Source organism: Acidimicrobiales bacterium, assembly GCA_030747595.1.
Taxonomy (GTDB): domain Bacteria; phylum Actinomycetota; class Acidimicrobiia; order Acidimicrobiales; family MedAcidi-G1; genus UBA9410.
This window is the reverse complement of record JASLKK010000004.1, coordinates 153394-172120: the sequence shown is the minus strand read 5'-3', so window position 1 is coordinate 172120 and position 18727 is coordinate 153394. Positions and strand designations below refer to the sequence as shown.

17 protein-coding genes are annotated in these 18727 nt (G+C 65.9%); 7 read left to right on the top strand and 10 right to left on the bottom strand.

The genetic code is table 11. The features are described 5' to 3' along the window. Nucleotides 1–2: 2 nt before the first annotated feature. Nucleotides 3–1721: a hypothetical protein gene (locus QF777_04695; protein ID MDP6910846.1), complete on the bottom strand. Its 1719-nt coding sequence runs from the start codon at nt 1719–1721 to the stop codon at nt 3–5. A gap of 270 nt (nt 1722–1991) precedes the next feature. Here QF777_04695 and bmt point away from each other — a divergent pair, with 270 nt between their 5' ends. Then, nucleotides 1992–3008, top strand: a complete 1017-nt coding sequence (gene bmt / locus QF777_04690) for a betaine--homocysteine S-methyltransferase (GenBank protein MDP6910845.1) — start codon at nt 1992–1994, stop codon at nt 3006–3008. Nucleotides 3009–3019: 11 nt separating this feature from the next. On the opposite strand, the gene QF777_04685 is transcribed toward bmt, so the two are convergent. Beyond that, the gene (locus QF777_04685; protein ID MDP6910844.1) at nt 3020–3892 is read right to left on the bottom strand and encodes a patatin-like phospholipase family protein; all 873 of its coding nucleotides are present in this window, start codon (nt 3890–3892) and stop codon (nt 3020–3022) included. Between the two features lie 113 nt (nt 3893–4005). On the opposite strand from QF777_04685, the gene QF777_04680 reads away from it, so the two are divergent. Genes QF777_04680 through QF777_04670 form a run of 3 tightly spaced genes read left to right on the top strand, consistent with a single transcriptional unit; the run spans nt 4006 to nt 7039 of the window. Then, a complete protein-coding gene (locus QF777_04680; protein ID MDP6910843.1) occupies nt 4006–5211 on the top strand; it encodes a hypothetical protein in 1206 nt (401 codons plus the stop codon). Then, complete coding sequence (locus QF777_04675; protein MDP6910842.1) at nt 5208–6173, top strand: TIGR03619 family F420-dependent LLM class oxidoreductase; 966 nt, start codon at nt 5208–5210, stop codon at nt 6171–6173. Before QF777_04680 ends, QF777_04675 begins: the two co-directional genes overlap by 4 nt. Continuing rightward, nucleotides 6170–7039: an LLM class F420-dependent oxidoreductase gene (locus QF777_04670; protein MDP6910841.1), complete on the top strand. Its 870-nt coding sequence runs from the start codon at nt 6170–6172 to the stop codon at nt 7037–7039. The genes QF777_04675 and QF777_04670 overlap by 4 nt, the downstream gene beginning before the upstream one ends. Here QF777_04670 and QF777_04665 read toward each other — a convergent pair. Further along, the gene (locus QF777_04665) at nt 7032–8465 is read right to left on the bottom strand and encodes an MFS transporter (GenBank protein MDP6910840.1); all 1434 of its coding nucleotides are present in this window, start codon (nt 8463–8465) and stop codon (nt 7032–7034) included. The genes QF777_04670 and QF777_04665 overlap by 8 nt on opposite strands. Before the next feature lie 129 nt (nt 8466–8594). On the opposite strand from QF777_04665, the gene QF777_04660 reads away from it, so the two are divergent. Further along, nucleotides 8595–9959 (top strand): TrpB-like pyridoxal phosphate-dependent enzyme, encoded by a 1365-nt coding sequence (locus QF777_04660; protein ID MDP6910839.1) that lies wholly within the window; start codon nt 8595–8597, stop codon nt 9957–9959. 26 nt (nt 9960–9985) lie between these two features. On the opposite strand, the gene QF777_04655 is transcribed toward QF777_04660, so the two are convergent. The 3 genes from QF777_04655 to QF777_04645 all read right to left on the bottom strand — a co-directional run bounded on the left by QF777_04655 (nt 9986) and on the right by QF777_04645 (nt 11957). Further along, nucleotides 9986–10606 carry an MBL fold metallo-hydrolase gene (locus tag QF777_04655; GenBank protein MDP6910838.1) on the bottom strand — a complete coding sequence of 207 codons (621 nt, stop codon included), beginning with the start codon at nt 10604–10606 and terminating at the stop codon, nt 9986–9988. Nucleotides 10607–10613: 7 nt separating this feature from the next. Next, nucleotides 10614–11696: an S-(hydroxymethyl)mycothiol dehydrogenase gene (locus tag QF777_04650; GenBank protein ID MDP6910837.1), complete on the bottom strand. Its 1083-nt coding sequence runs from the start codon at nt 11694–11696 to the stop codon at nt 10614–10616. A 102-nt stretch (nt 11697–11798) separates the two neighbouring features. Next, complete coding sequence (locus QF777_04645; GenBank protein MDP6910836.1) at nt 11799–11957, bottom strand: hypothetical protein; 159 nt, start codon at nt 11955–11957, stop codon at nt 11799–11801. Nucleotides 11958–12051: 94 nt separating this feature from the next. Between QF777_04645 and QF777_04640 the strand changes: the two genes are divergently transcribed. Then, on the top strand, nt 12052–13098 hold the full coding sequence (locus tag QF777_04640) for an NAD-dependent epimerase/dehydratase family protein (protein MDP6910835.1): 1047 nt from the start codon (nt 12052–12054) through the stop codon (nt 13096–13098). Nucleotides 13099–13157: 59 nt separating this feature from the next. On the opposite strand, the gene QF777_04635 is transcribed toward QF777_04640, so the two are convergent. Genes QF777_04635 through npdG form a run of 4 tightly spaced genes read right to left on the bottom strand, consistent with a single transcriptional unit; the run spans nt 13158 to nt 17858 of the window. Next, the gene (locus QF777_04635; protein MDP6910834.1) at nt 13158–14627 is read right to left on the bottom strand and encodes an alpha/beta hydrolase; all 1470 of its coding nucleotides are present in this window, start codon (nt 14625–14627) and stop codon (nt 13158–13160) included. Between the two features lie 43 nt (nt 14628–14670). Continuing rightward, on the bottom strand, nt 14671–15147 hold the full coding sequence (locus QF777_04630) for an HIT domain-containing protein (GenBank protein MDP6910833.1): 477 nt from the start codon (nt 15145–15147) through the stop codon (nt 14671–14673). Between the two features lie 41 nt (nt 15148–15188). Further along, nucleotides 15189–17192, bottom strand: coding sequence for a threonine--tRNA ligase (thrS, locus tag QF777_04625; GenBank protein MDP6910832.1), 2004 nt, complete (start codon nt 17190–17192; stop codon nt 15189–15191). A 9-nt stretch (nt 17193–17201) separates the two neighbouring features. Next, nucleotides 17202–17858: an NADPH-dependent F420 reductase gene (gene npdG / locus QF777_04620; protein MDP6910831.1), complete on the bottom strand. Its 657-nt coding sequence runs from the start codon at nt 17856–17858 to the stop codon at nt 17202–17204. An 89-nt stretch (nt 17859–17947) separates the two neighbouring features. Here npdG and fabI point away from each other — a divergent pair, with 89 nt between their 5' ends. Next, nucleotides 17948–18715 (top strand): enoyl-ACP reductase FabI, encoded by a 768-nt coding sequence (gene fabI, locus QF777_04615; protein ID MDP6910830.1) that lies wholly within the window; start codon nt 17948–17950, stop codon nt 18713–18715. The last annotated feature ends 12 nt before the right edge of the window (nt 18716–18727 follow it).

Below are 18727 nucleotides of genomic sequence, written 5' to 3'. Positions count from 1 at the left end.
CGTCATTCCTTTCGTGAGGTGGGCCGGGCTGGCAGCACCCAGTCGTCGGTCGTGTCGGGTCCCAGTTCGGCTAGTCGTGGCGCCCCCTGGAACAGCGTCACTCGGAGCCAGTCGGTGTCCTTCGGCTTGAACTCGTCCATCCCGTACTGCGCCAACTGAAAGCGTTGGATCTGCAACGGCAGGTAGCTGGTCGCACACGTGTTGTCCCGAGGCTCGCCGTAACGTCGGTCACTCGCCACCAGGCGTTCCAACGCCATCCGGTGTTCCGGGTGGTCGGCCAGAACAACGGCCACCGGCTCGTCGGCATGTCGGTCCTCCAACGTTTTCCCAAACCTCCAGAGACGTAGCGCCACGTCGACGGCTACGTCCCGCCCCTCAGGGGCCAGTCGGTCACGTCGGGCTCGTCGAGGCTCCTCGGTGTTGTCGCTGACCACCCACCAGAAGGCGTCAGCCGGCGACTCGTCGAGGTTGAGTTCACCCAACCATCCAAACCGTTCATCGAGCTTCGCCCGGACCTCTGCCACCGTGGCCGTCGGGTCAGCCGAGGAGTGCTCGTCGACGAGGAAGAGCAGGTCGAACAGGTCGTCGTCACCGTCATGAAGTTCCAAAAGAAGCGATACCACCATCTCCGACATTTCCGGGCCCTGGTCCTCAGCCCATCGGTAGAGGGCGTCATAGGGGTCCGCTCCAGCGGCCACACGGCCCCACGCCTCGGCGACGTCATCCAGAAGCGGGACCAGAGCCTGCGAGTTCAGGAACGGCGTGCAGTCGTCATTGGATCCCGACGCGAAGTGTTCCCGGGCCTTGGCGATCCATCCCCGGAGCACCGCCCCGTCTGTCGGTGCGGCCACCCGCTCACGCACGTCAGCCAACGCTATCTCCCGCACCCCGACCCAGGCATCGAGCACCCGCGGGTGCTTGAAGGCATACGGCACGAGACCGAGACCCGTGGCATTTCCGAGCCCAAAGTAGCGGCGCCATTGGCCATCGAACCCGACCGCTGTGTCACCACCCTTAGCGCGGGCGCAGTGCTCCACCATGTCGTAGCCGAGTTCCCGAAACATCCAGGCGGCCACGAACTGGGCCCGATACGGGACCCGGAACGGGTGGTCGCCCGGGTAGCCAGCGAACGAGCGCATTCCGAATTTGCCGTTGGCGTAGAACGCTGTGCTTCGGAGGATGTAGCCGGCATCACCCACCCGGTCGGGGTCGGGCTGACGGCCGGCGGCCAGCTCGTCGACCAGGTAGCCGAAGAACCGGACACTGCGATTGCCCCTAGTCAGACTCAGGACCCGCGGGTCCATGCGACCGGATTCCTGTTCGGGAACCTCGATGCGAAGTCGGGCCAGCAGATCGTCGTCGACGTCCCCCTCCACGAGGGCCCCAGCCACCTCCCACCGATCGGCAATCACCCGATCGGTGTGGGCGGACTCGTCGATCGTTGTCGTGAACACCACGAAACTGAACCGCTTCGTACCGGCATCCACGAAGTAAATCGTTTCCCCACGACCCTCAGCATCAAGGTCCTGATGAACCCGACCTGCCGTCCAACCATCAGCCACCGCCCGGCGGAGCATGGTCCGGCTGAAGCTGTAGCGGCTGAGACGTGCGGCACCCAGCACATCGGGTCGCATCACGTAGGCCGCTGGCCGAATACGCCCGGAGCGGGTCGCTAACTCGGCCTGCAACGCATCTGCACTCGTCGGAGGAATCAACGACACGGCGGCAGCGTATGTCCTCTCAAGGGGCAAGGTCTCGAATCGGGCCTGCCACGCGGAACACCCGCCTCCAACTCGAGGCGGGTGCATCCCGGGATGTCCCGAACGGAACCACTCCCTACGGTGCTGTTCGAGTTTCCGTCGAACACCTGCACCCAGTCGCTCCGTCCCTCCAATGTTCGCACCAGATCTCCTCCACGGCAAGAGCCGGCCCATTTCAAGACAGGTGCTTGTAATCCAAATGGCCGTCTCGACACCCCTCTCCTCCAACCCATGCATCCAGCCCAGACGGAGGCCGGTACGGTCAGCGACGTGGCCGACTTCGGGGAACTAATCGCAGCGAACGGGTATCTCGTCCTCGATGGGGCCATGGGAACCCAGCTCTTTGCCGCCGGGCTGACGGCTGGTGATCCGCCGGAGATCTGGAACGTCGATCACCCTGATCGCATCCAGGCCATCCACCGGGAATACGTCGATGCCGGTTGCGACATGGTGCTCACCAACTCATTCGGAGGCGGTCGTCACCGGCTGAAGTTGCACTCCCTCGAGGGTCGGGGCCATGAACTCAATGCCGCTGCAGCCGCTGCGGCACGTGCCGTGGCCGACGAGGCGGGGCGACCCATTGTCGTCGCCGGTTCCATGGGCCCCACCGGTGAACTCATCGAGCCGCTAGGTGAACTCACCGAGGATGAAGTCGCCGAGGCTTTCGCCGAACAGGCAGCCGGCCTGACCGACGGTGGCGCCGACGTGTTGTGGCTCGAGACCATGAGCGCCCTTCCGGAGATCGAGGCAGGGATTCGGGGCGCCCGTTCGACATCCGATCTTCCGATCGTGGCCACCCTCAGCTTCGACACGGCGGGCCGAACCATGATGGGTGTCACCGGTGAACAAGCCGGAACCCGCCTGACTGAACTCGGCGTGGCCGGCATCGGCGCTAACTGCGGCGCCAATCTGGCCGACACCGAAGCAGCGGTGGTCGCCATTCGCTCGGTCTGTGGCGATATTCCGGTGATCTCCAAGGCCAATGCCGGGATCCCGGTTTGGAGGGGCAACGAGCTCGAGTACGACGCTGGTCCCGAGGTTCTGGCTGCCCACGCCTATCGCCTGCGGGAGGCGGGAATCTCGGTGATTGGAGGCTGCTGCGGCACCGACCCAGAACACATTGCCTTCATCCGCGGCGTTCTCGACGGAACCCTTCCGGTGCCCGACATCGCTCCGCCAACACCCACCGCCACCGTCGGAGCCGCCGAGCGGACCGAACGTGTCGGCCGACGCCGCCGCCGCAGTTGACCCTTCTGTGGTCAGCCAGCCGTGGCCACTGTGGCCAGCGCCTCCTCGGCAACCTGTGCGCCCTGCACCAACAGGTCGGGCACCAATTCGAACTCGAAGTCCGGAGCATCGTCCACGGTCGGCAGCTCAATGTGCAGGACGTCTAGATCGGCCGGCACGTCCAACCACTGCTGTCGGGTGAGCTCGGCGGCAGCCGCCCGGAAGCCCACCAGCATCAACGACAACGCCGTCTGCTTGGTGGCCGGCGTGAACTTGGCCGCTACGTCCAACACCACGAGCCGCGTCGGCGCGAGGGATAGCGCACGACGCAACGGGATGTTGGATACCACTCCACCGTCGATGTGGAGTGTCCCGTCGCCCAAATCCACGGCAGGCAGCACGCCGGGCACCGCGGTGGTCGCGCACAACAGGTCGACCAACGGCCCGCTCGTCCACCAGCTCAACTGGCCGGTCGAGGCATCCGTGGTACCGACATGGCACGGCACTGAAGCCTGGGCTAGATCCTCCATCGGTGCGTGATCGGCAATAAGGGCCCGTAGCCGGTCGCCGTTGTCGAAACTCGGTCGCCCGCGCACGATGGCCGCCACATTGCGGATGAAGCTGCCCCGGATGGGCTTCCGGTCAGCCACGTCACGCCACACACCTTCAAGAAGCCGGGCCTGTTCAACAGTCGGGTTCGCCGCCAGAAAGGTGCCGTTGAGCGCCCCCGCTGACACCCCGACCACCTCGTCGGGAACGATCCCATGATCGAGAAGCACCCGGATCATCCCCGCCTGAGCAGCGCCACGAACCGACCCGCCGGACAGGACAAACACGATGTGGTCCCGGTCATCAACGGGCTCCACGGGGCGCCGCCACCGCTCTAGGAACTGAAACCGTGCCATGGCCAAACGGTAGCGGCCCGGCCCGACTTCAACCGCCTACGTGCCCTGGCTGCTGACTGGAGGCCCAACGGTCCGACCCGGCTCCCAGAGACGCTCCTCGTTAGGGTCGGTCCATGCAGGAGTCAACGAATCAGAACGACTTACGGAGCGCTTGGTGCGACTTCTGTGACCGCCTAAAGGACGGCGCAGCAATAGTCCTCGAGTCCGATCGCCCGATGGACGACATGGATCGCGCCGAGGGCATTCGGGCACTTCTTCGTCGACTTGCCAGCGATACCAGCCGGGTTCTGGAGGGCGGCGACCTCGAGCATCCACAACTCGCGTGGTTCCATCCGTTCAAGAACGGGCAGGACAATCCCGATGGCCTGTACCAGGCAGCTGAGATCGACCTGGCCCGCACCTATCGACTCTCGGGGACCATCGGGACGGTCTGCTACCTCGGCATCACAGCGATGACCACCAACTTCGCCGAGCGGGGAATCGAACAGTTCCTGACGCTCAATGGCAGCGACCTGCCTACCGATGCCGATGGTCGATTCGAGGTGGCCTTTGGTGCCGGTCCATCTCCCGATGGAGTGGCTGACGCCAGCTGGTTCGAACTTCCACCGGAGCACTGCACTCTCATCATCCGCCAGTTCTTCTCCGACTGGGCTTCGGAGATCCCCGCCGATCTGCATCTGGAATGCGTCAACCCGGAACCGGGCGCCAGTCGCATGACTGGCGAGTCGATGATCCGACATCTGGCCACAGCGGCCGACCAAGTGCTCGACATGACGGCCTTCTGGGCCGACTTCGGCTACGCACACGTGGCCCGTGCCGAGGTCAACTCCTTCGACCACGTCCAGGCCGCCCAGGGCTCGGTCTCGAACCTCGGTGGAAGTGTCGACCAGGGCTACGGCCAGACCTGGTATCGGATCGCCGACGACGAGGCCCTCCTTCTGGAGGTCGAGATTCCCGACTGCGTCTATTGGGGGATCCAGTTGGGTGACGTCTGGTACCAATCGCTGGACTGGTGGGACCACCAGTCCAGCCTCAACGGACACCAGGCCGTGGTGTCCGCCGATGGGGTGTTTCGGGCCGTCGTCGCCCATCAGGACCCTGGCATCGCCAATTGGCTGGACACCACGGGATCCACCCAGGGCTGTATTACCTACCGATGGAATCAGGCCGACCGCCAACCCGTTCCGACCTGCACCCTGATACCCGTCGCCTCGATCGCCGAGCACTTCGACGACCGCTGGGCTCCCATCAGCCGCGAACAACGTGCCGTGGTGCTCCGCGATCGGCGCCGCGCCGCCCTCCGGAGGTTCCGACGATGACCGCCATGACGCACCCCCAACTTTCGATCCAGGTGGTGAACTTCGCCGACGAACCACCTGGGGACTGGGCGCGGTTGTCAGATCATGCGGTGGCCGCAGACCGGGCCGGCGTGGACCGACTGGCGGTGGCCGATCACGTGGTGTTCGGCGACAACCTCGACGACTACGGCGATCCGTCCAAGGGGGGGACGGTGGGTGGTCGCCAACCGACCGGTCCGGGCGGAGCGTGGTTGGAGCCCCTCACCACTCTTACGTGGCTGGCAGCCCGAACCGATCGAATCCGTCTCCAGACCGGAATCCTCCTGGCCGCGTTACGACGCCCAGTCGTGTTGGCAAAGACCGCGGCCACGCTTGATGTGCTGTCCAACGGCCGCCTCGACCTCGGCGTCGGAGTGGGCTGGCAGGCTGCCGAATACGAGGCCGCTGGTCTGGATTTTGCCGACCGGGGCCGTCTCCTGGACCACAGCCTGGAGGTGTGCAGAATTTTGTGGGCCGGGGAGCCAGCCTCCTATGCCAGCAACGAACTGGGCTTCGGCAACGTCCAGTCCATGCCGTCGCCCGTACATGGAAACGCCGTGCCAATCTGGATCAGCGGAACCGTGAACCGCCGGACCGCACGACGCCTCGCCACCTTTGGTGACGGATGGATTCCGTGGGGCGCAGACCGGGCCGACGTGATTGGCGGGATCGCGCGGATGCGGAACCTTCAGGAGGAGCTCGGACTGGACGCATCTGCCTTCGAGGTCCAGGGATCACTCCCAGTGGTTCGCAGCGACGATGGCGTGGTGGACCTCGACCGCACGATGGAGAGCGTCGCCCCATTGGTTGAAGCCGGCGTGACCGACTGCCGAATAGCCCTCCCCCTTCCCGGGGACCGCTCGGCCGCTGAGTACATGCTCGCCGACCTGGTCCGTGCCTTCCGCACTACCGTCGGTCGACCCACTGAAGGGGGACCCTCGTGAAGTTCGGATTCTTCGGCGTCAACAGCGGTGTACTGGCCGACCCGGAAACCATGGCCTCGGCGGCCCGAACCGCCGAGGACGCCGGCTGGGAATCCATCTGGACCGGCGAGCACGTGGTGGTGGCTGACCCCCAGCGGCCCCCGTCTCCCGTCGCTCCCGGAACCCACTTCGTCGACCAGATCGCCTCGTTGTCCTTCCTGGCCGCCCACACGTCGACTATCCGTCTCGGCACCGGCATCGTGATCCTCCCCCAACGAAACCCGGTGGTCCTGGCCAAGGAACTGGCCTCGGTCGACGTGCTTTCCGGCGGTCGTCTGGAAGCCGGGTTCGGCGTGGGCTACGTGCCCGCGGAGTTCGAGGCCATCGGCGTGCCGTTCACCGAGCGGGGGGCTAGGACCGACGACCACCTAGATGCCATGGCTTCCCTGTGGCGCGGTGACCCGACGTTCGATGGCCGATTCACGTCGTGGTCCGGCGTGGAGGCCTCACCCCGACCCATCCAGTCGGGCGGCCCACCCATACACGTGGGCGGTGGCTCACCGGCCACCTTTCGCCGGGCGGTGCACAAGGCCCACGGCTGGTACGGCTTCCTAACCACGCTGGACTTCACAGCCAAAGCCGTGGCCAACATCCAGAACCTCCAGCGCGAGTTCGATCGACCAGAGGGCCTCGGCGAGGTCGCCATATCGGTCTCGCCGTCCGAACCCGTCGACCGTGACCTGGTCTCCCGTTACGAGGATCTCGGCGTGGATCGGATGATCCTCGTCCGCGACTTTCGAGACGTGGGCCGTGGCCCTGATCCTGAACGGGCCAGCACCGTCCTGAACTTCATCGCCGAGACACCAGGCCGGTTGAAGTTCAGCTGATGCCTGAGGTGGCGATCTCCCGGTCTGGGCGTGTGTCGACGCCGAGGGCCACAAGCACACCAGCCACCCCGACGACGGCCAACATCAGCATCACCCGGCGGGCCCCCTGGACGGGGTCGTCGGTACCGATCAGCAGGGCCACGGTGACGGCCACGCTGGCCACGCTGCCAAATTCGGACATGATCCGATTGGTGGCCCCGGCCTGGCCCAGAGACTTGACCGGTACGTACCGCATAGCCAGCGACGCACTGTTGGCATGGGCCAGCCCGATGCCCAGCGCGTAAAGCCCTACCGCCGGAAACCACAACGAGAGGTCGGTGGTCTCCCCAACCCCGGATCGAAACCACAGGGCGCCGACCACCATGCACAGGCCTCCGGGCACGATGAGACGTCGGTGACCAAACCGGTCGGCCATGCGTCCGCTCAGGAAGCTCATTGGCCCGCCGATTAGGGGCACGATGGCCAGCGTCGCTCCGGCGGCCGCCGGTGCCATCCCCCACGGCCCGACCAGCAGGGTGATGAACGCCAGGTACGTTCCGGCGAAGTTCCCGGCGATGAGAAAAGCAAGTGCGTTACCACGCGGGTAGTACCGGATCCGGTACAGCGACATGTCGAGTATGGCGTCGTCCCGCTTCGAGGATCGCACCACCACCCCCACCATGGCCACCGGCGCCGCCACGAGGGCGACCACTGTCCCCACTCCAGTCCAGCCCCACGACTCGGCCTGCACGATCCCGGTGGCCAACGCGGCCAACCCGGCCACCAGCAGCAGGACTCCCCATAGATCAGGTCTGAGCCGGCTCGACTCAGTGGTCGCCGGTCGATCCACGGGCAGGAACCGGAGTCCGAGAAGCACGGTGACCAGGGCTATTGGCGTGTTGAACCCGAACGTCCAGCGCCACCCCACGGCACCGATGACCAGGCCCCCAACCACCGGGCCAAGCACGAGGGAGATCCCGCCGAGTCCACCGAAGGCTCCCACCGCGGTGCTTCGGCGGTCCGCGGGGAAGGCGTTCAACAGGATGGCCATGGCCGCTGGACCCTCAAGGGCCAACCCTGCTGCCTGGACCACCCGGGCCGCCACCAGGAACGGAAGCGTGGGCGACACGGCAACCAACACTGACCCCACAGCCAGAAGGGTCACTCCCGACAGGAACATCCGGCGCCGCCCGAACCGGTCCGAAAGCCAGCCGCACGGAATCAGGAGGGCACAGAGGGTGATGGCAAAAGCGTTGAGGACCCACGAGGTGGCCGCCGGACCGGCATCGAAAGTTCGCTCGATCTCGCCAAACGACACGAAGGTCACCGAGTAGTTCATCGACGCGGCCACCACCGAGCCGGCCAACAGGGCATACGTCCGCCAGGGCGAGAGGCTGGCTTCGACAGCGCCGATCTCCAGTCCGCTCTCCGGCCCGCCCCTGGTCATCCCGGCAGTCTCGTCGGTTCCCAGACCTGTGACGACACAGGTTGACAAAACATTCCGACGAAACCATTGTCGGCCTGTGCTGGCCTCCCGGCAGATCCATTTCCTCCAATCCAGAGATGAGAAACAGCCATGTCCGACGACTACTCCAAGGTGCTGCTCGAAGAATCCGAGATGCCAACACAGTGGTACAACGTCATTCCGGACCTACCGACGCCGCCACCGCCGCCGCTACACCCCGGCACCCTCGAGCCGATTGGCCCCGATGACCTGGCCCCGCTCTTCCCGATGGCCCTCATCATGCAGGAGGTTTCCACGGACTCGTACATCGACATTCCCGGCGAGGTACTTGACGTCTACCGACTCTGGCGTCCGAGTCCACTCCTGCGGGCTCGCCGCCTCGAGAAGGCCCTGGACACCCCGGCAAAGATCTTCCTCAAGTACGAAGGCGTCAGCCCCGCTGGCTCCCACAAGCCCAACACCGCTGTCCCCCAGGCGTTCTACAACGCCCAGGAAGGCGTAAAGCGACTGACGACCGAGACTGGAGCGGGCCAGTGGGGCTCCGCTCTCGCCTTCGCTACGGCCCAGTTCGGGCTGGACTGTGAAGTCTGGCAAGTTCGGGCGTCCTACGACCAGAAGCCGTATCGCAAGACGATGATGGAACTGTGGGGCGCGACACTCCACGCCAGTCCTTCGAACCTGACCGAGGCAGGTCGCGCCATCCTGGCAACCGACCCCGACAGTCCGGGGAGTCTCGGTATCGCCATTTCCGAAGCCGTCGAGCAGGCCGCACAGAGCGAGGAGACCCGTTACGCCCTTGGGAGCGTCCTCAACCACGTGCTGCTCCACCAGACCATCATTGGAGAAGAGGCGCTTCTGCAGTTGGCCAAGGTCGACGAGACCCCTGATCTCCTGGTCGGGTGTACCGGCGGTGGCTCCAATTTCGGCGGCCTCTCATTTCCGTTCCTCCGCGAGAAGCTCGCTGGCCGGATGGACCCAGTGATCCGATGCGTGGAGCCGGCAGCATGCCCGTCTCTCAGCCGCGGCGAGTACCGGTACGACTTCGGTGATACCGGCCAGCTGACCCCACTGGTCAAGATGCACACCCTCGGCCACACGTTCATCCCGGACCCGATCCACGCGGGAGGGCTCCGATACCACGGCATGGCACCCCTGGTGTCCCACGTCTACGACCTCGGCCTCGTCGAGGCGGAGGCAATCCACCAAACAGAGTGCTTCGCGGCAGCGCTGCAGTTCGCCCGGAGCGAGGGCATCGTTCCCGCGCCCGAGCCCACCCATGCCATTGCCGCCGCTATCCGAGAAGCTCTTCGCTGCAAGGAAACCGGCGAAGAGAAGGTCATCCTCACTGCCTTGTGTGGGCACGGCCATATGGACATGGCCGCGTACGAGAAGTACCTCGCTGGAGAACTCGTCGACTACGAGTTCCCGGAAGCAGCCATTGCCGAGGCGATGGAAAACGTCCCCGTCATCAACTAGCCCTTACCGGACGCGACCCCCTGAGGTCAGTCGTCAGAAGCATCCAACCGGTCGACTTCGGCCCCGATCGACGTCGAGTCACCGTGCCCCGTGTGGACGGTGGTCACCCGGTCCAGCACGAACAGCCTCGAACGGATGCTCTCAACGAGGACGCCCTGGTCCGAAAACGACCTGCCGGTGGCTCCGGGGCCCCCATTGAAGAGCGTGTCTCCGGAGAACACCACGCCGAGGGCGGGCACATGGATGCAACAGCCACCCGGCGAGTGACCGGGCGTGTGCAGGATCGTCAGTTCATCGCCACCCACTCCAATGGTCAGGCCATCTCTCAACGGGTCGTCGATGCGTCGGTCGGGATGGACGACGTCCCACAGCATTCCGTCGTCGGGGTGCAACCAGATCGGGGCATCGGTCGCTTCGGCTAACTCCACGGCCGCGTTGATGTGGTCGTTGTGGCCGTGGGTGCACAGCACACCCCGGACCCTCCGACCTCGGACCGCTTCAGCAATGGGTCGGTGGTCGTGGGCGGCGTCGACAACCACCACCTCATGGTCGTCACCGATCAACCAGATGTTGTTGTCGACCTCGAAGTCTTCGCCATCCAGTGAGAAGATCCCGCTGGTCACCACGTGATCAATACGCAGACCCATCGTCGTCTCAGAGCACCACGACCGAACGCAGCACCTCACCACGTTCCATTTTGTGGAAGGCCTCCTCGACCTCGTCCAGGGCAATCGTCTCGGACACGAACCGGTCCAGGTCGAGTCGCCCCTGCAGGTAGAGGTCGATGAGCATCGGGAAGTCCCGGCTGGGCAGGCAGTCGCCGTACCACGAGGACTTCAACGTCCCACCTCGACCGAAGACATCGATCATCGGTAACTCCAAGGCGGCTTCCGGATTGGGCACTCCGACGAGGACCACGGTGCCGGCCAGGTCCCGGGCGTTGAACGCCTGCTGGTAGGTGATCGGGAGGCCGACCGCGTCGATGGCCACGTCAACGCCGTTGCCGCCGGTGACGGCCCGGATGGCCTCTACCGGATCCTCGTTGGAAGAGTTGACCGTGTGGGTGGCGCCGAACTCCTTCGCCATCTCGAGCTTCCGGTCGTCGAGGTCGACGGCCACGATGGTGTGTGCGCCGGCGAGTCGGGCCCCGGCGATCGCCGCGTCGCCGACGCCGCCGCAGCCGAAGACGGCGACCGAATCGCCTCGACCCACGTCGCCGGTGTTCATGGCAGCACCGAGCCCCGCCATGACCCCGCAGCCGATCAGTCCCGCCACCTCGGCGGGCGCCGCCGGGTCGACCTTGGTGGCCTGACCGGCAGCGACCAGTGTTTTCTCAGCGAACGCCCCGATGCCCAGAGCCGGTGAGAGTTCCTGGCCGTCCAACGTCATCTTCTGCGAGGCGTTGTGGGTGGAAAAGCAGTACCAGGGGCGTCCCCGGCGACAGGATCGACACTGACCGCAGACGGCTCGCCAGTTCAGTACCACGAAGTCGCCAACGGCCACCTCGGTCACGTCGAGGCCCACCTCCTCGACGATCCCCGCCGCCTCGTGGCCGAGGAGGAACGGGAACTCGTCGTTAATGGCACCCTCCCGATAGTGGAGGTCGGTGTGGCAGACCCCACAGGCCTTCACGGCCACGAGGACTTCACCGGGCCCCGGATCGGGCACCTCGATGGTTTCGATGGTGACCGGTTGTCCCTTGGATCGGGCCACCACGGCCCGGACGCTGTGCGGCATCGACTGCTCCCTGCGATCGGTTTGACGCCCATCGGACGTCGAGGTCTGGATGGCCGCAGGACAGTAGCAGGGTGGGCCGATTCGTCCTCCGTGTCCCAGCAGTCAGCGCTTCTGGTAGCGGTCGGCCAACAGCGCCATGGCTCCGGTGAAGCCCGCCAGAACCAGGAGGAACACCACGGCACTGACTGCTACCACCCCGGCCGCCGCGGCGATCAGCAGGCTCAGGGCAGCAATGAGGGGAAGCCTCGGTAGGCGGTTCATCGCAACATGTTGGCAGACCGTCAGGCGGTTCGGCCGAACCTAGGATCGTCACCGGGGACAGGTCAGTGTCGGCGAGTGGATCGGAGGGAATGCCATGAAGGTGGCGGTCACGGGAGCGACGGGTCTGGTCGGTTCGCACTGCACGGCCGCGGCATTGGCCGCCGGGCATGACGTCCGGATGGTCGTCCGTAATCCCGACAAGGCCCGGTCGGCACTTGCCGTTCACGGCCTGGCCCACGATGCCGCCGAGGTCTTCGAGGCCGACCTGACCGACCACGATCGCCTACGCGCCTCGCTGGTCGACGTTGACGGCCTGATTCATGCTGGAGCGGTGTTCAGTCTTGACCCCCGTCAGGCCGGCGTCATGCGGGCGGTCAACCCCGCCTCGACAGCCGCCATCCTCGACGAGGCTGTCGTCCGGGGCCTCCAGCGGATCGTTCACGTCTCGTCCATGGGCGTCTATGCCGCGTCCCTGATCGACATCAACCCCGACAGTCCGGTAGGGCCCGAGTCCGGTGCCTACACCGCCTCCAAGATCGCCGCCGACGCCGTGGCCGTGGCTCATCAGGATGCCGGCCACCCAGTGGTCGTCGTCTGCCCGGGCGGCATCCTCGGACCGCTGGATCCCAGCCCGGAGTTGAGCGACTCAATGGCCACCATGCGCGACTGGATTCGGATGCGAACCACGGCTATTCCCCGGACCATCCGATTCGGCTTCGTCGACGTCCGTGACGTGGCAGCGGTCTGTGTCGGTTCGCTCACCGGTGGTGAGGCACCTGCCCGCCACTTGCTGGCCGGACACATCAACACAATGGTCGACATGTTGGGCATGGCCGCAAAACTCACGGGCCGGAAGGTCCGGGTCATGGGCAGCCCCCTGTGGACCATCACTCTGGGTGGAATCGTCTGTGATCTGGTCAGCCGGACCACCGGCAATCAGATGCCCCTGACCGGCGAAACGGCTCGGATCACGGTAGGCAACGCCAGGGCCGGCGGCCTTCGGAACGTGGACCAGACCAGTGCGACCGAGGCCTTCGGTTTCCCCGCGCGGACGACCGTAGAGACGCTGACTGACACCATCCGCTGGATGTATACCGCCGGCCACCTGACGTCCGATCAGGCCGGCGATCTGGCCAGCTAGACGGCTGGCCGACTGGTTGGCCCACGGACTACCCGATCAGGATCCTGGAACCCGGGCCGTCAATGCTCTCGTCCTGGTTCCCGACATGACCACCCATCGGCGGGTACCTCGAGATCCACCAGGTACCGGGTGACCGGTTCGGTCAGACACCACGAGTTTGCCAGGTAGCCGCCATGTCCCTCGGCATCCGACGAGATCCCCACGGCGTCGCCCAGAGACGCGATCAGCGCACCTGCCCATATCGGCGGGGTCGCCGGATCCCCTTCGAGGTACACCACCAACGCTGGCACCACGAGGTCCGCTGGCCCCACGTGAAGTGGATCCACTGCCGCCGGCAGCGGATGACAGCCGGTTGAACCGGCGAATGCCGGACCGAAGTGGGTCAGCGAATCGGCAATCGCCAACGAGGCGCTGAAAACCTCGCTGGGCGGCGGCCGTTCGGGGTCGTCCGCACAGTCCACCAGGAACATGGCGTCCATCGAACCGTCGTACGAGCCATCATCCCGGCGCCCCAGGAGTATGTCGCCAAGGTCCTGGAGGATCACGGCTGAACCGGAGACCACCACTTCGGCTAGGCCCTCTCCCAGTATCGGCCAGGTCTCGGGCGAATACAGGGCGGCGGCCACTCCCAGGTAGAACTCGCCATGGGTCACCTGTCGATCGCCCGCCGGAACCGGAGACGCCGCCACTGCGGCCACCGCGTCGGCGAACGCTTGCTCAGCGCCCCCCACGACTCCCAGTGGGCAGTCCGGCTCAGCGTCGCACGCCGCGGCGAAGGCCGACCAGGAAGCCTCGAACCCGTCGGCCTGGTTTCGGCTGGGACGACTCGCCCGTTCAGCCGGATCCACCGGCCCATCCAGAACCATGGCCCGGACCCGGTCTCCGAACAGGGCGGCGTACACGGCACCCAGGCGGGTCCCATAGGAATATCCCAGGTACGAGATCTGTTCTTCGCCCATGGCCCGGCGCAGCATGTCGATGTCGCGGGCCACGGCATTGGTCCCCACATGATGGGCGAGGTCTCCGCTGCGTTCCAGGCAGTCGGCGACCAGGTCCTCGGCTTCAGCCACTGCCTCCTGAAGACCAGTTTCGGGTCCCAGCACCATGATCTCGTCGTCGAAGTCGTCGACGCACGAGACGGTCGTGCTGGACCCCGATCCCCGAGGGTCGAATCCGACGAGGTCGAAGCGTCCCAGAAAGTCCGTATGGGCTATTGCTGGACCCATCCACTCCAGCATCTCGATACCCGACCCGCCCGGACCGCCGGGATTCATCACCAGCACCCCGATCCGAGGCTCGGCGACGGCCCGCTTCAGGGCCACGGCCACCTCAATGGTCGGTCCTTCCGGAACAGCGTGGTCCATCGGAACGATGAGGGTGGCGCATTCGGTGTATCCGCAGGTCTCCCAGATCAGCGGCTCGGGGGCGAATCCTTTGACCCCCGACTCGGCGGTCTCGCCGCAGGCTGTAGCCGTAGCCATCAGGGCCATGCTGACCATGGCTGGTCCGAGCAGTACCGAACGAATCATCGGGTCAGGTCCCGTGCATAATCGGGAGCCCATCCGGCTCCGGTCACGCCGGCCAGGCCTCCCGGAGGCGTCGCCAAGACTCGCCCAGCGCCTCGGGTAGTACCCGGACGTTGGCCACCGTGGTGGTGAAGTTGGTGTCGCCAGACCAGCGAGGCACCACGTGAACGTGCAGGTGTCCCGGGATCCCGGCACCAGCCGCCCGGCCGAGGTTCACGCCCACGTTGACCCCACCGGGATCTAGGGCCGAGTTCACGGCCGCCACCGCATCCCGGACCGTCGCCCACAGTTCGGCGTGCTCGTCGTCGGTTAGTTCAGCCAACTCGCCCACGGCCCGCCGGGGCAGCACCATCAGGTGTCCGCTGGTGTACGGATAGGCGTTCATCACCGCGAAGCACGTCGGCCCCCGTTGCAGCACCAGGGTCTCGTCGTCGGGATGGTCGCCATCGGCCAGCACCTCGAACAGTGTGCGGCCCTCGCCGTCATCAAGGGGCGCGTCGGACTCCTCGTTCAGTCCCGACACATAGGCGTGTCGCCAGCCGGCCCACAGGCGATCCAGACCGGTCAGGGCTTGGTCTCCCCCGCTGGCCCCGAAGCCACCAGCGCACCGGACTCCACTGCATCGGCCAGCCGGACCAGGAACACGTCCAGCGAAAGGTCACGCTCGGGAGCAGCGGCACCCCGGGCGTTGTCGCCCACCGTGCCGTGGGCCGCGTCGTCGTCACCCACCACGAGCACGTGGGGGATCTTCCCGACCTTGCCGGCCCGTACTCGCTTGCCCAGCGGCTCATCTGCCGGGTCCACGGTGGCCCGTCGTCCAGCAGCCACCAGACGGTCGCGTACCGACTCGGCGTAGGCCTGATGCTCATCGGCCACCGGCAGCACCCGCACCTGCTCGGGAGCCAGCCACAGCGGGAACGCGCCCGCGTAGTGCTCCAGCAGCACGCCGAAGAACCGTTCGATCGACCCCATCAGCGCACGGTGGATCATCACCGGACGGTGCCGACCGCCATCGTCGCCCACGTATTCCAGGTCGAAACGTTCCGGGAGGTTGAAGTCCAGCTGGATGGTCGATAATTGCCAGGGTCGCCCGATGGCGTCGGTGACGTCCACGTCGATCTTTGGCCCGTAGAACGCACCGCCACCCTCTTCGACCACGTAGTCGAGGCCTGCCGACTCCAACGCCTGCCGGAGCCCGTCGGTGGCCATGTCCCACAGGGCGTCGTCACCCACCGACTTCTCATCGGGGCGGGTCGACAACTTGGCCTGGAAGTCCTCGAAGCCGAAGGCCCGCAGCACGCTCAGGGTGAACTCCAACAGCGAGGCCAGCTCGTCGGGAATCTGGTCGGGCGTGCAGAAGATGTGGCTGTCGTCCTGAGTGAATCCGCGGCTCCGAAGCAGGCCGTGGATGGCCCCCGAAAGTTCGTAGCGGTACACGGCTCCCAACTCGAAAAACCGGCGGGGAAGGTCCCGGTAGCTGCGTTGGGAGCTCTGGTAGACGGCCACGTGGAATGGACAGTTCATGGGCTTCGGGTAGTAGCTCGCCCCGTCCAGCTCCATGGGCGGGTACATGCCGTCGGCGTAGAAGTCGAGGTGCCCACTGGTCTCCCACAGCACTGACTTGGCGATGTGGGGACTGAAGACGAAGTCGTAGCCGCCCGTCTCGTGACGGGCCCGGCTGTAGTCCTCGATGATCTTTCGCACCAGAGCACCTTTGGGGTGCCACACAGCCAGTCCGGGTCCGAGCGAATCCGGCCAGGACACCAGGTCCAGTTCGGCGGCCAGCCGGCGGTGGTCGCGTTTCTCCGCTTCGGCGAGACGATGCAGGTACCCCTTGAGTGCCTTCTTGTCAGCCCAAGCAGTGCCGTAGATGCGCTGCAACATGGGCTGCTTCTCGTCACCCCGCCAGTAGGCGCCGGCCACCTTCTGCAACGCGAAGTGGCCCAGTCGCCCGGTGGACGCCACGTGGGGCCCGGTGCAGAGGTCAACGAAACCCTCTCCGTTGCGATACCAGGAGACCGATCCGTCGTTCGATGCTTCGCCGGCCATCTCTGGGTCCGCTCCACCGGCCGTGACCTTCTCGATGATCTCCCGCTTGTAGCGGTGATCGGCAAAGAGCTCGAGTGCCTCGGTGGCTCCCGCTTCGAATCGCTCGAAGGGTTGGTCGGCGTCGATGATCTCCCGCATCCGGGCATCAATTGCCGCCAGGTCGTCCGCGGTGAAGGAAGCACCGTCCGGAAGTTCGAAGTCGTAGTAGAAGCCATCCTCTATGGGCGGGCCGATCGCGTGGGTGGCGCCCGGCCAGAGATCCAAGACGGCCTGGGCCAGCACGTGGGCGGTGGAATGACGCAGCGTGTGGAGGCCCTCATCACTGTCGGCGGTCACCACCGAGACGGCGTCACCATCAGCCAACGGTCGACCGAGGTCACGGCCCTCGCCGTCGACGCTGACGATGACCGCCGCTTTGGCCAGGCCGGGGCCGATGTCTGCCGCCAGATCGGCGCCCGTGGCACCTTCGGGCAGAGTGCGCTGCGAACCGTCGGGAAGGGTGATGGTGAGATCGGGCACGAAAGGGTCTCAGTCGTCGATGCCGGTCAGCCGAACGGCCACCCGGGTCCGGTACCGGCTGTTGAGCTGCAACAGTACGGCGGTGAAGGCCTCTATGGCCATGGCGTTGGATAGGCCGCCGGCGTCCAACGGTCGGGCTCCCGGGATCTTGGCAATGATCTCTGAGGCCGTTTCGGTAGCCCGCTGGTGGTCAGAACAGACCAGTACGTCGCTGGCTAATGCGGTGTCCAGGTTGCCTAGCTCGGTTGCTGCCACATGGTGCAAGGCGGCCGCCACGTAGGCATCGGGCACCTCGGCCTGGACGCTGGCCGATACCGACCCGCGCGGCGGCACTAGCGGCTGAAACTCTCCGGCCACCTGGGCAATGGCGTTGGACATGCAGATCACCACCTTGCGGTGAAGGTGATCGGCCACCGACCGGGCGGTGGCAGCAGCGGCGTCCCATGGGGTGGCGATCACCACTACCTCGGCGTCCGCGGCACCCGAGTTGTCGGCTGATCGGATCGAGAGCGACCGGTCGGGCCACTTGTCGAGGATCGCGTCCCGTACCTCCATGGCTCGGTACTTCGAGCGTGACCCGACCACCACGTCGTGTCCCACTCCGGCCAGCCGTGCAGCGAGGGCCTGTCCGGCGGGGCCTGTTGCTCCGAGCAGTCCGATCTCCATCCGGCGAGGCTACCGGGGTCGTCCGGTAGCCTCCGAATCGGTTCCCCGACGAGTGCGTCGGTTTCCCAACAGACAAGGACGGATTCCACGTGGGCATCCTGGACGACAAGAAGTTGCTGATCACCGGCGTACTTACCGACGCTTCGCTGGCCTTCTCCGTAGCCCGTTTGGCCCAGGAGCAGGGCGCCGAGGTGATCCTGACCGGCGCTGGACGGGGCCTTCGCCTCACTGAACGCACGGCACGTAAGTTGCCCTTAGAGGCCGAGGTCCTGGAGTTCGACGTCACGTCGGCCGAACAGGCCGAGTCCCTCCGGCGGCATCTGGCTGATCGGTGGGGCCGGGTGGACGGAGCGCTGCATGCCATCGGATTCGCCCCCGAGGTGTGCCTTGGGGAGGACTTCATGGCCGCCCAGTGGTCGGACGTGGCGGTCGCCATGGAGATCTCTGCGTACTCGCTCAAGACGGTGGCTGAGGTTGTCGCACCGCTCATGACCAACGGGGGTTCGATCGTTGGGCTGGACTTCGACGCCCGGTTTGCGTGGCCTGCCTACAACTGGATGGGCGTGGCCAAGGCGGCTCTCGAGTCTGCGTCGCGCTACCTGGCGCGGGGGCTCGGACCCGATGGCGTCCGGGTGAACATGGTGGCCGCCGGCCCCATCCGCACCATCGCCGCCAAGAGCATCCCGGGTTTCTCCGAGTTCGAGGAGTCCTGGGAGAAGCGGGCGCCGCTGGGGTGGGACGTGAACGACACCGAACCCGTCGCTCGGGCGTGCGTGGCGCTCCTGTCGGACTGGTTCCCGGCGACTACCGGGTCGATAGTCCACGTGGATGGCGGTTACCACGCCATCGGCGCCTGAGTTCGTAGGGCC

Bases quoted from the DNA above. Each gene is read 5' to 3' on its own strand.
- QF777_04650 (MDP6910837.1), bottom strand. From the start codon at position 11,696: ATGCCGCACAGCGTCCGGGCCGTGGTGGCCCGATCCAAGGGACAACCG.
- QF777_04660 (MDP6910839.1), top strand. From the start codon at position 8,595: ATGTCCGACGACTACTCCAAGGTGCTGCTCGAAGAATCCGAGATGCCA.
- QF777_04640 (MDP6910835.1), top strand. From the start codon at position 12,052: ATGAAGGTGGCGGTCACGGGAGCGACGGGTCTGGTCGGTTCGCACTGC.
- QF777_04685 (MDP6910844.1), bottom strand. From the start codon at position 3,892: ATGGCACGGTTTCAGTTCCTAGAGCGGTGGCGGCGCCCCGTGGAGCCC.
- QF777_04680 (MDP6910843.1), top strand. From the start codon at position 4,006: ATGCAGGAGTCAACGAATCAGAACGACTTACGGAGCGCTTGGTGCGAC.
- QF777_04675 (MDP6910842.1), top strand. From the start codon at position 5,208: ATGACCGCCATGACGCACCCCCAACTTTCGATCCAGGTGGTGAACTTC.
- QF777_04665 (MDP6910840.1), bottom strand. From the start codon at position 8,465: ATGACCAGGGGCGGGCCGGAGAGCGGACTGGAGATCGGCGCTGTCGAA.
- bmt (MDP6910845.1), top strand. From the start codon at position 1,992: ATGCATCCAGCCCAGACGGAGGCCGGTACGGTCAGCGACGTGGCCGAC.
- QF777_04635 (MDP6910834.1), bottom strand. From the start codon at position 14,627: ATGATTCGTTCGGTACTGCTCGGACCAGCCATGGTCAGCATGGCCCTG.
- QF777_04655 (MDP6910838.1), bottom strand. From the start codon at position 10,606: ATGGGTCTGCGTATTGATCACGTGGTGACCAGCGGGATCTTCTCACTG.
- npdG (MDP6910831.1), bottom strand. From the start codon at position 17,858: ATGGAGATCGGACTGCTCGGAGCAACAGGCCCCGCCGGACAGGCCCTC.
- QF777_04645 (MDP6910836.1), bottom strand. From the start codon at position 11,957: ATGAACCGCCTACCGAGGCTTCCCCTCATTGCTGCCCTGAGCCTGCTG.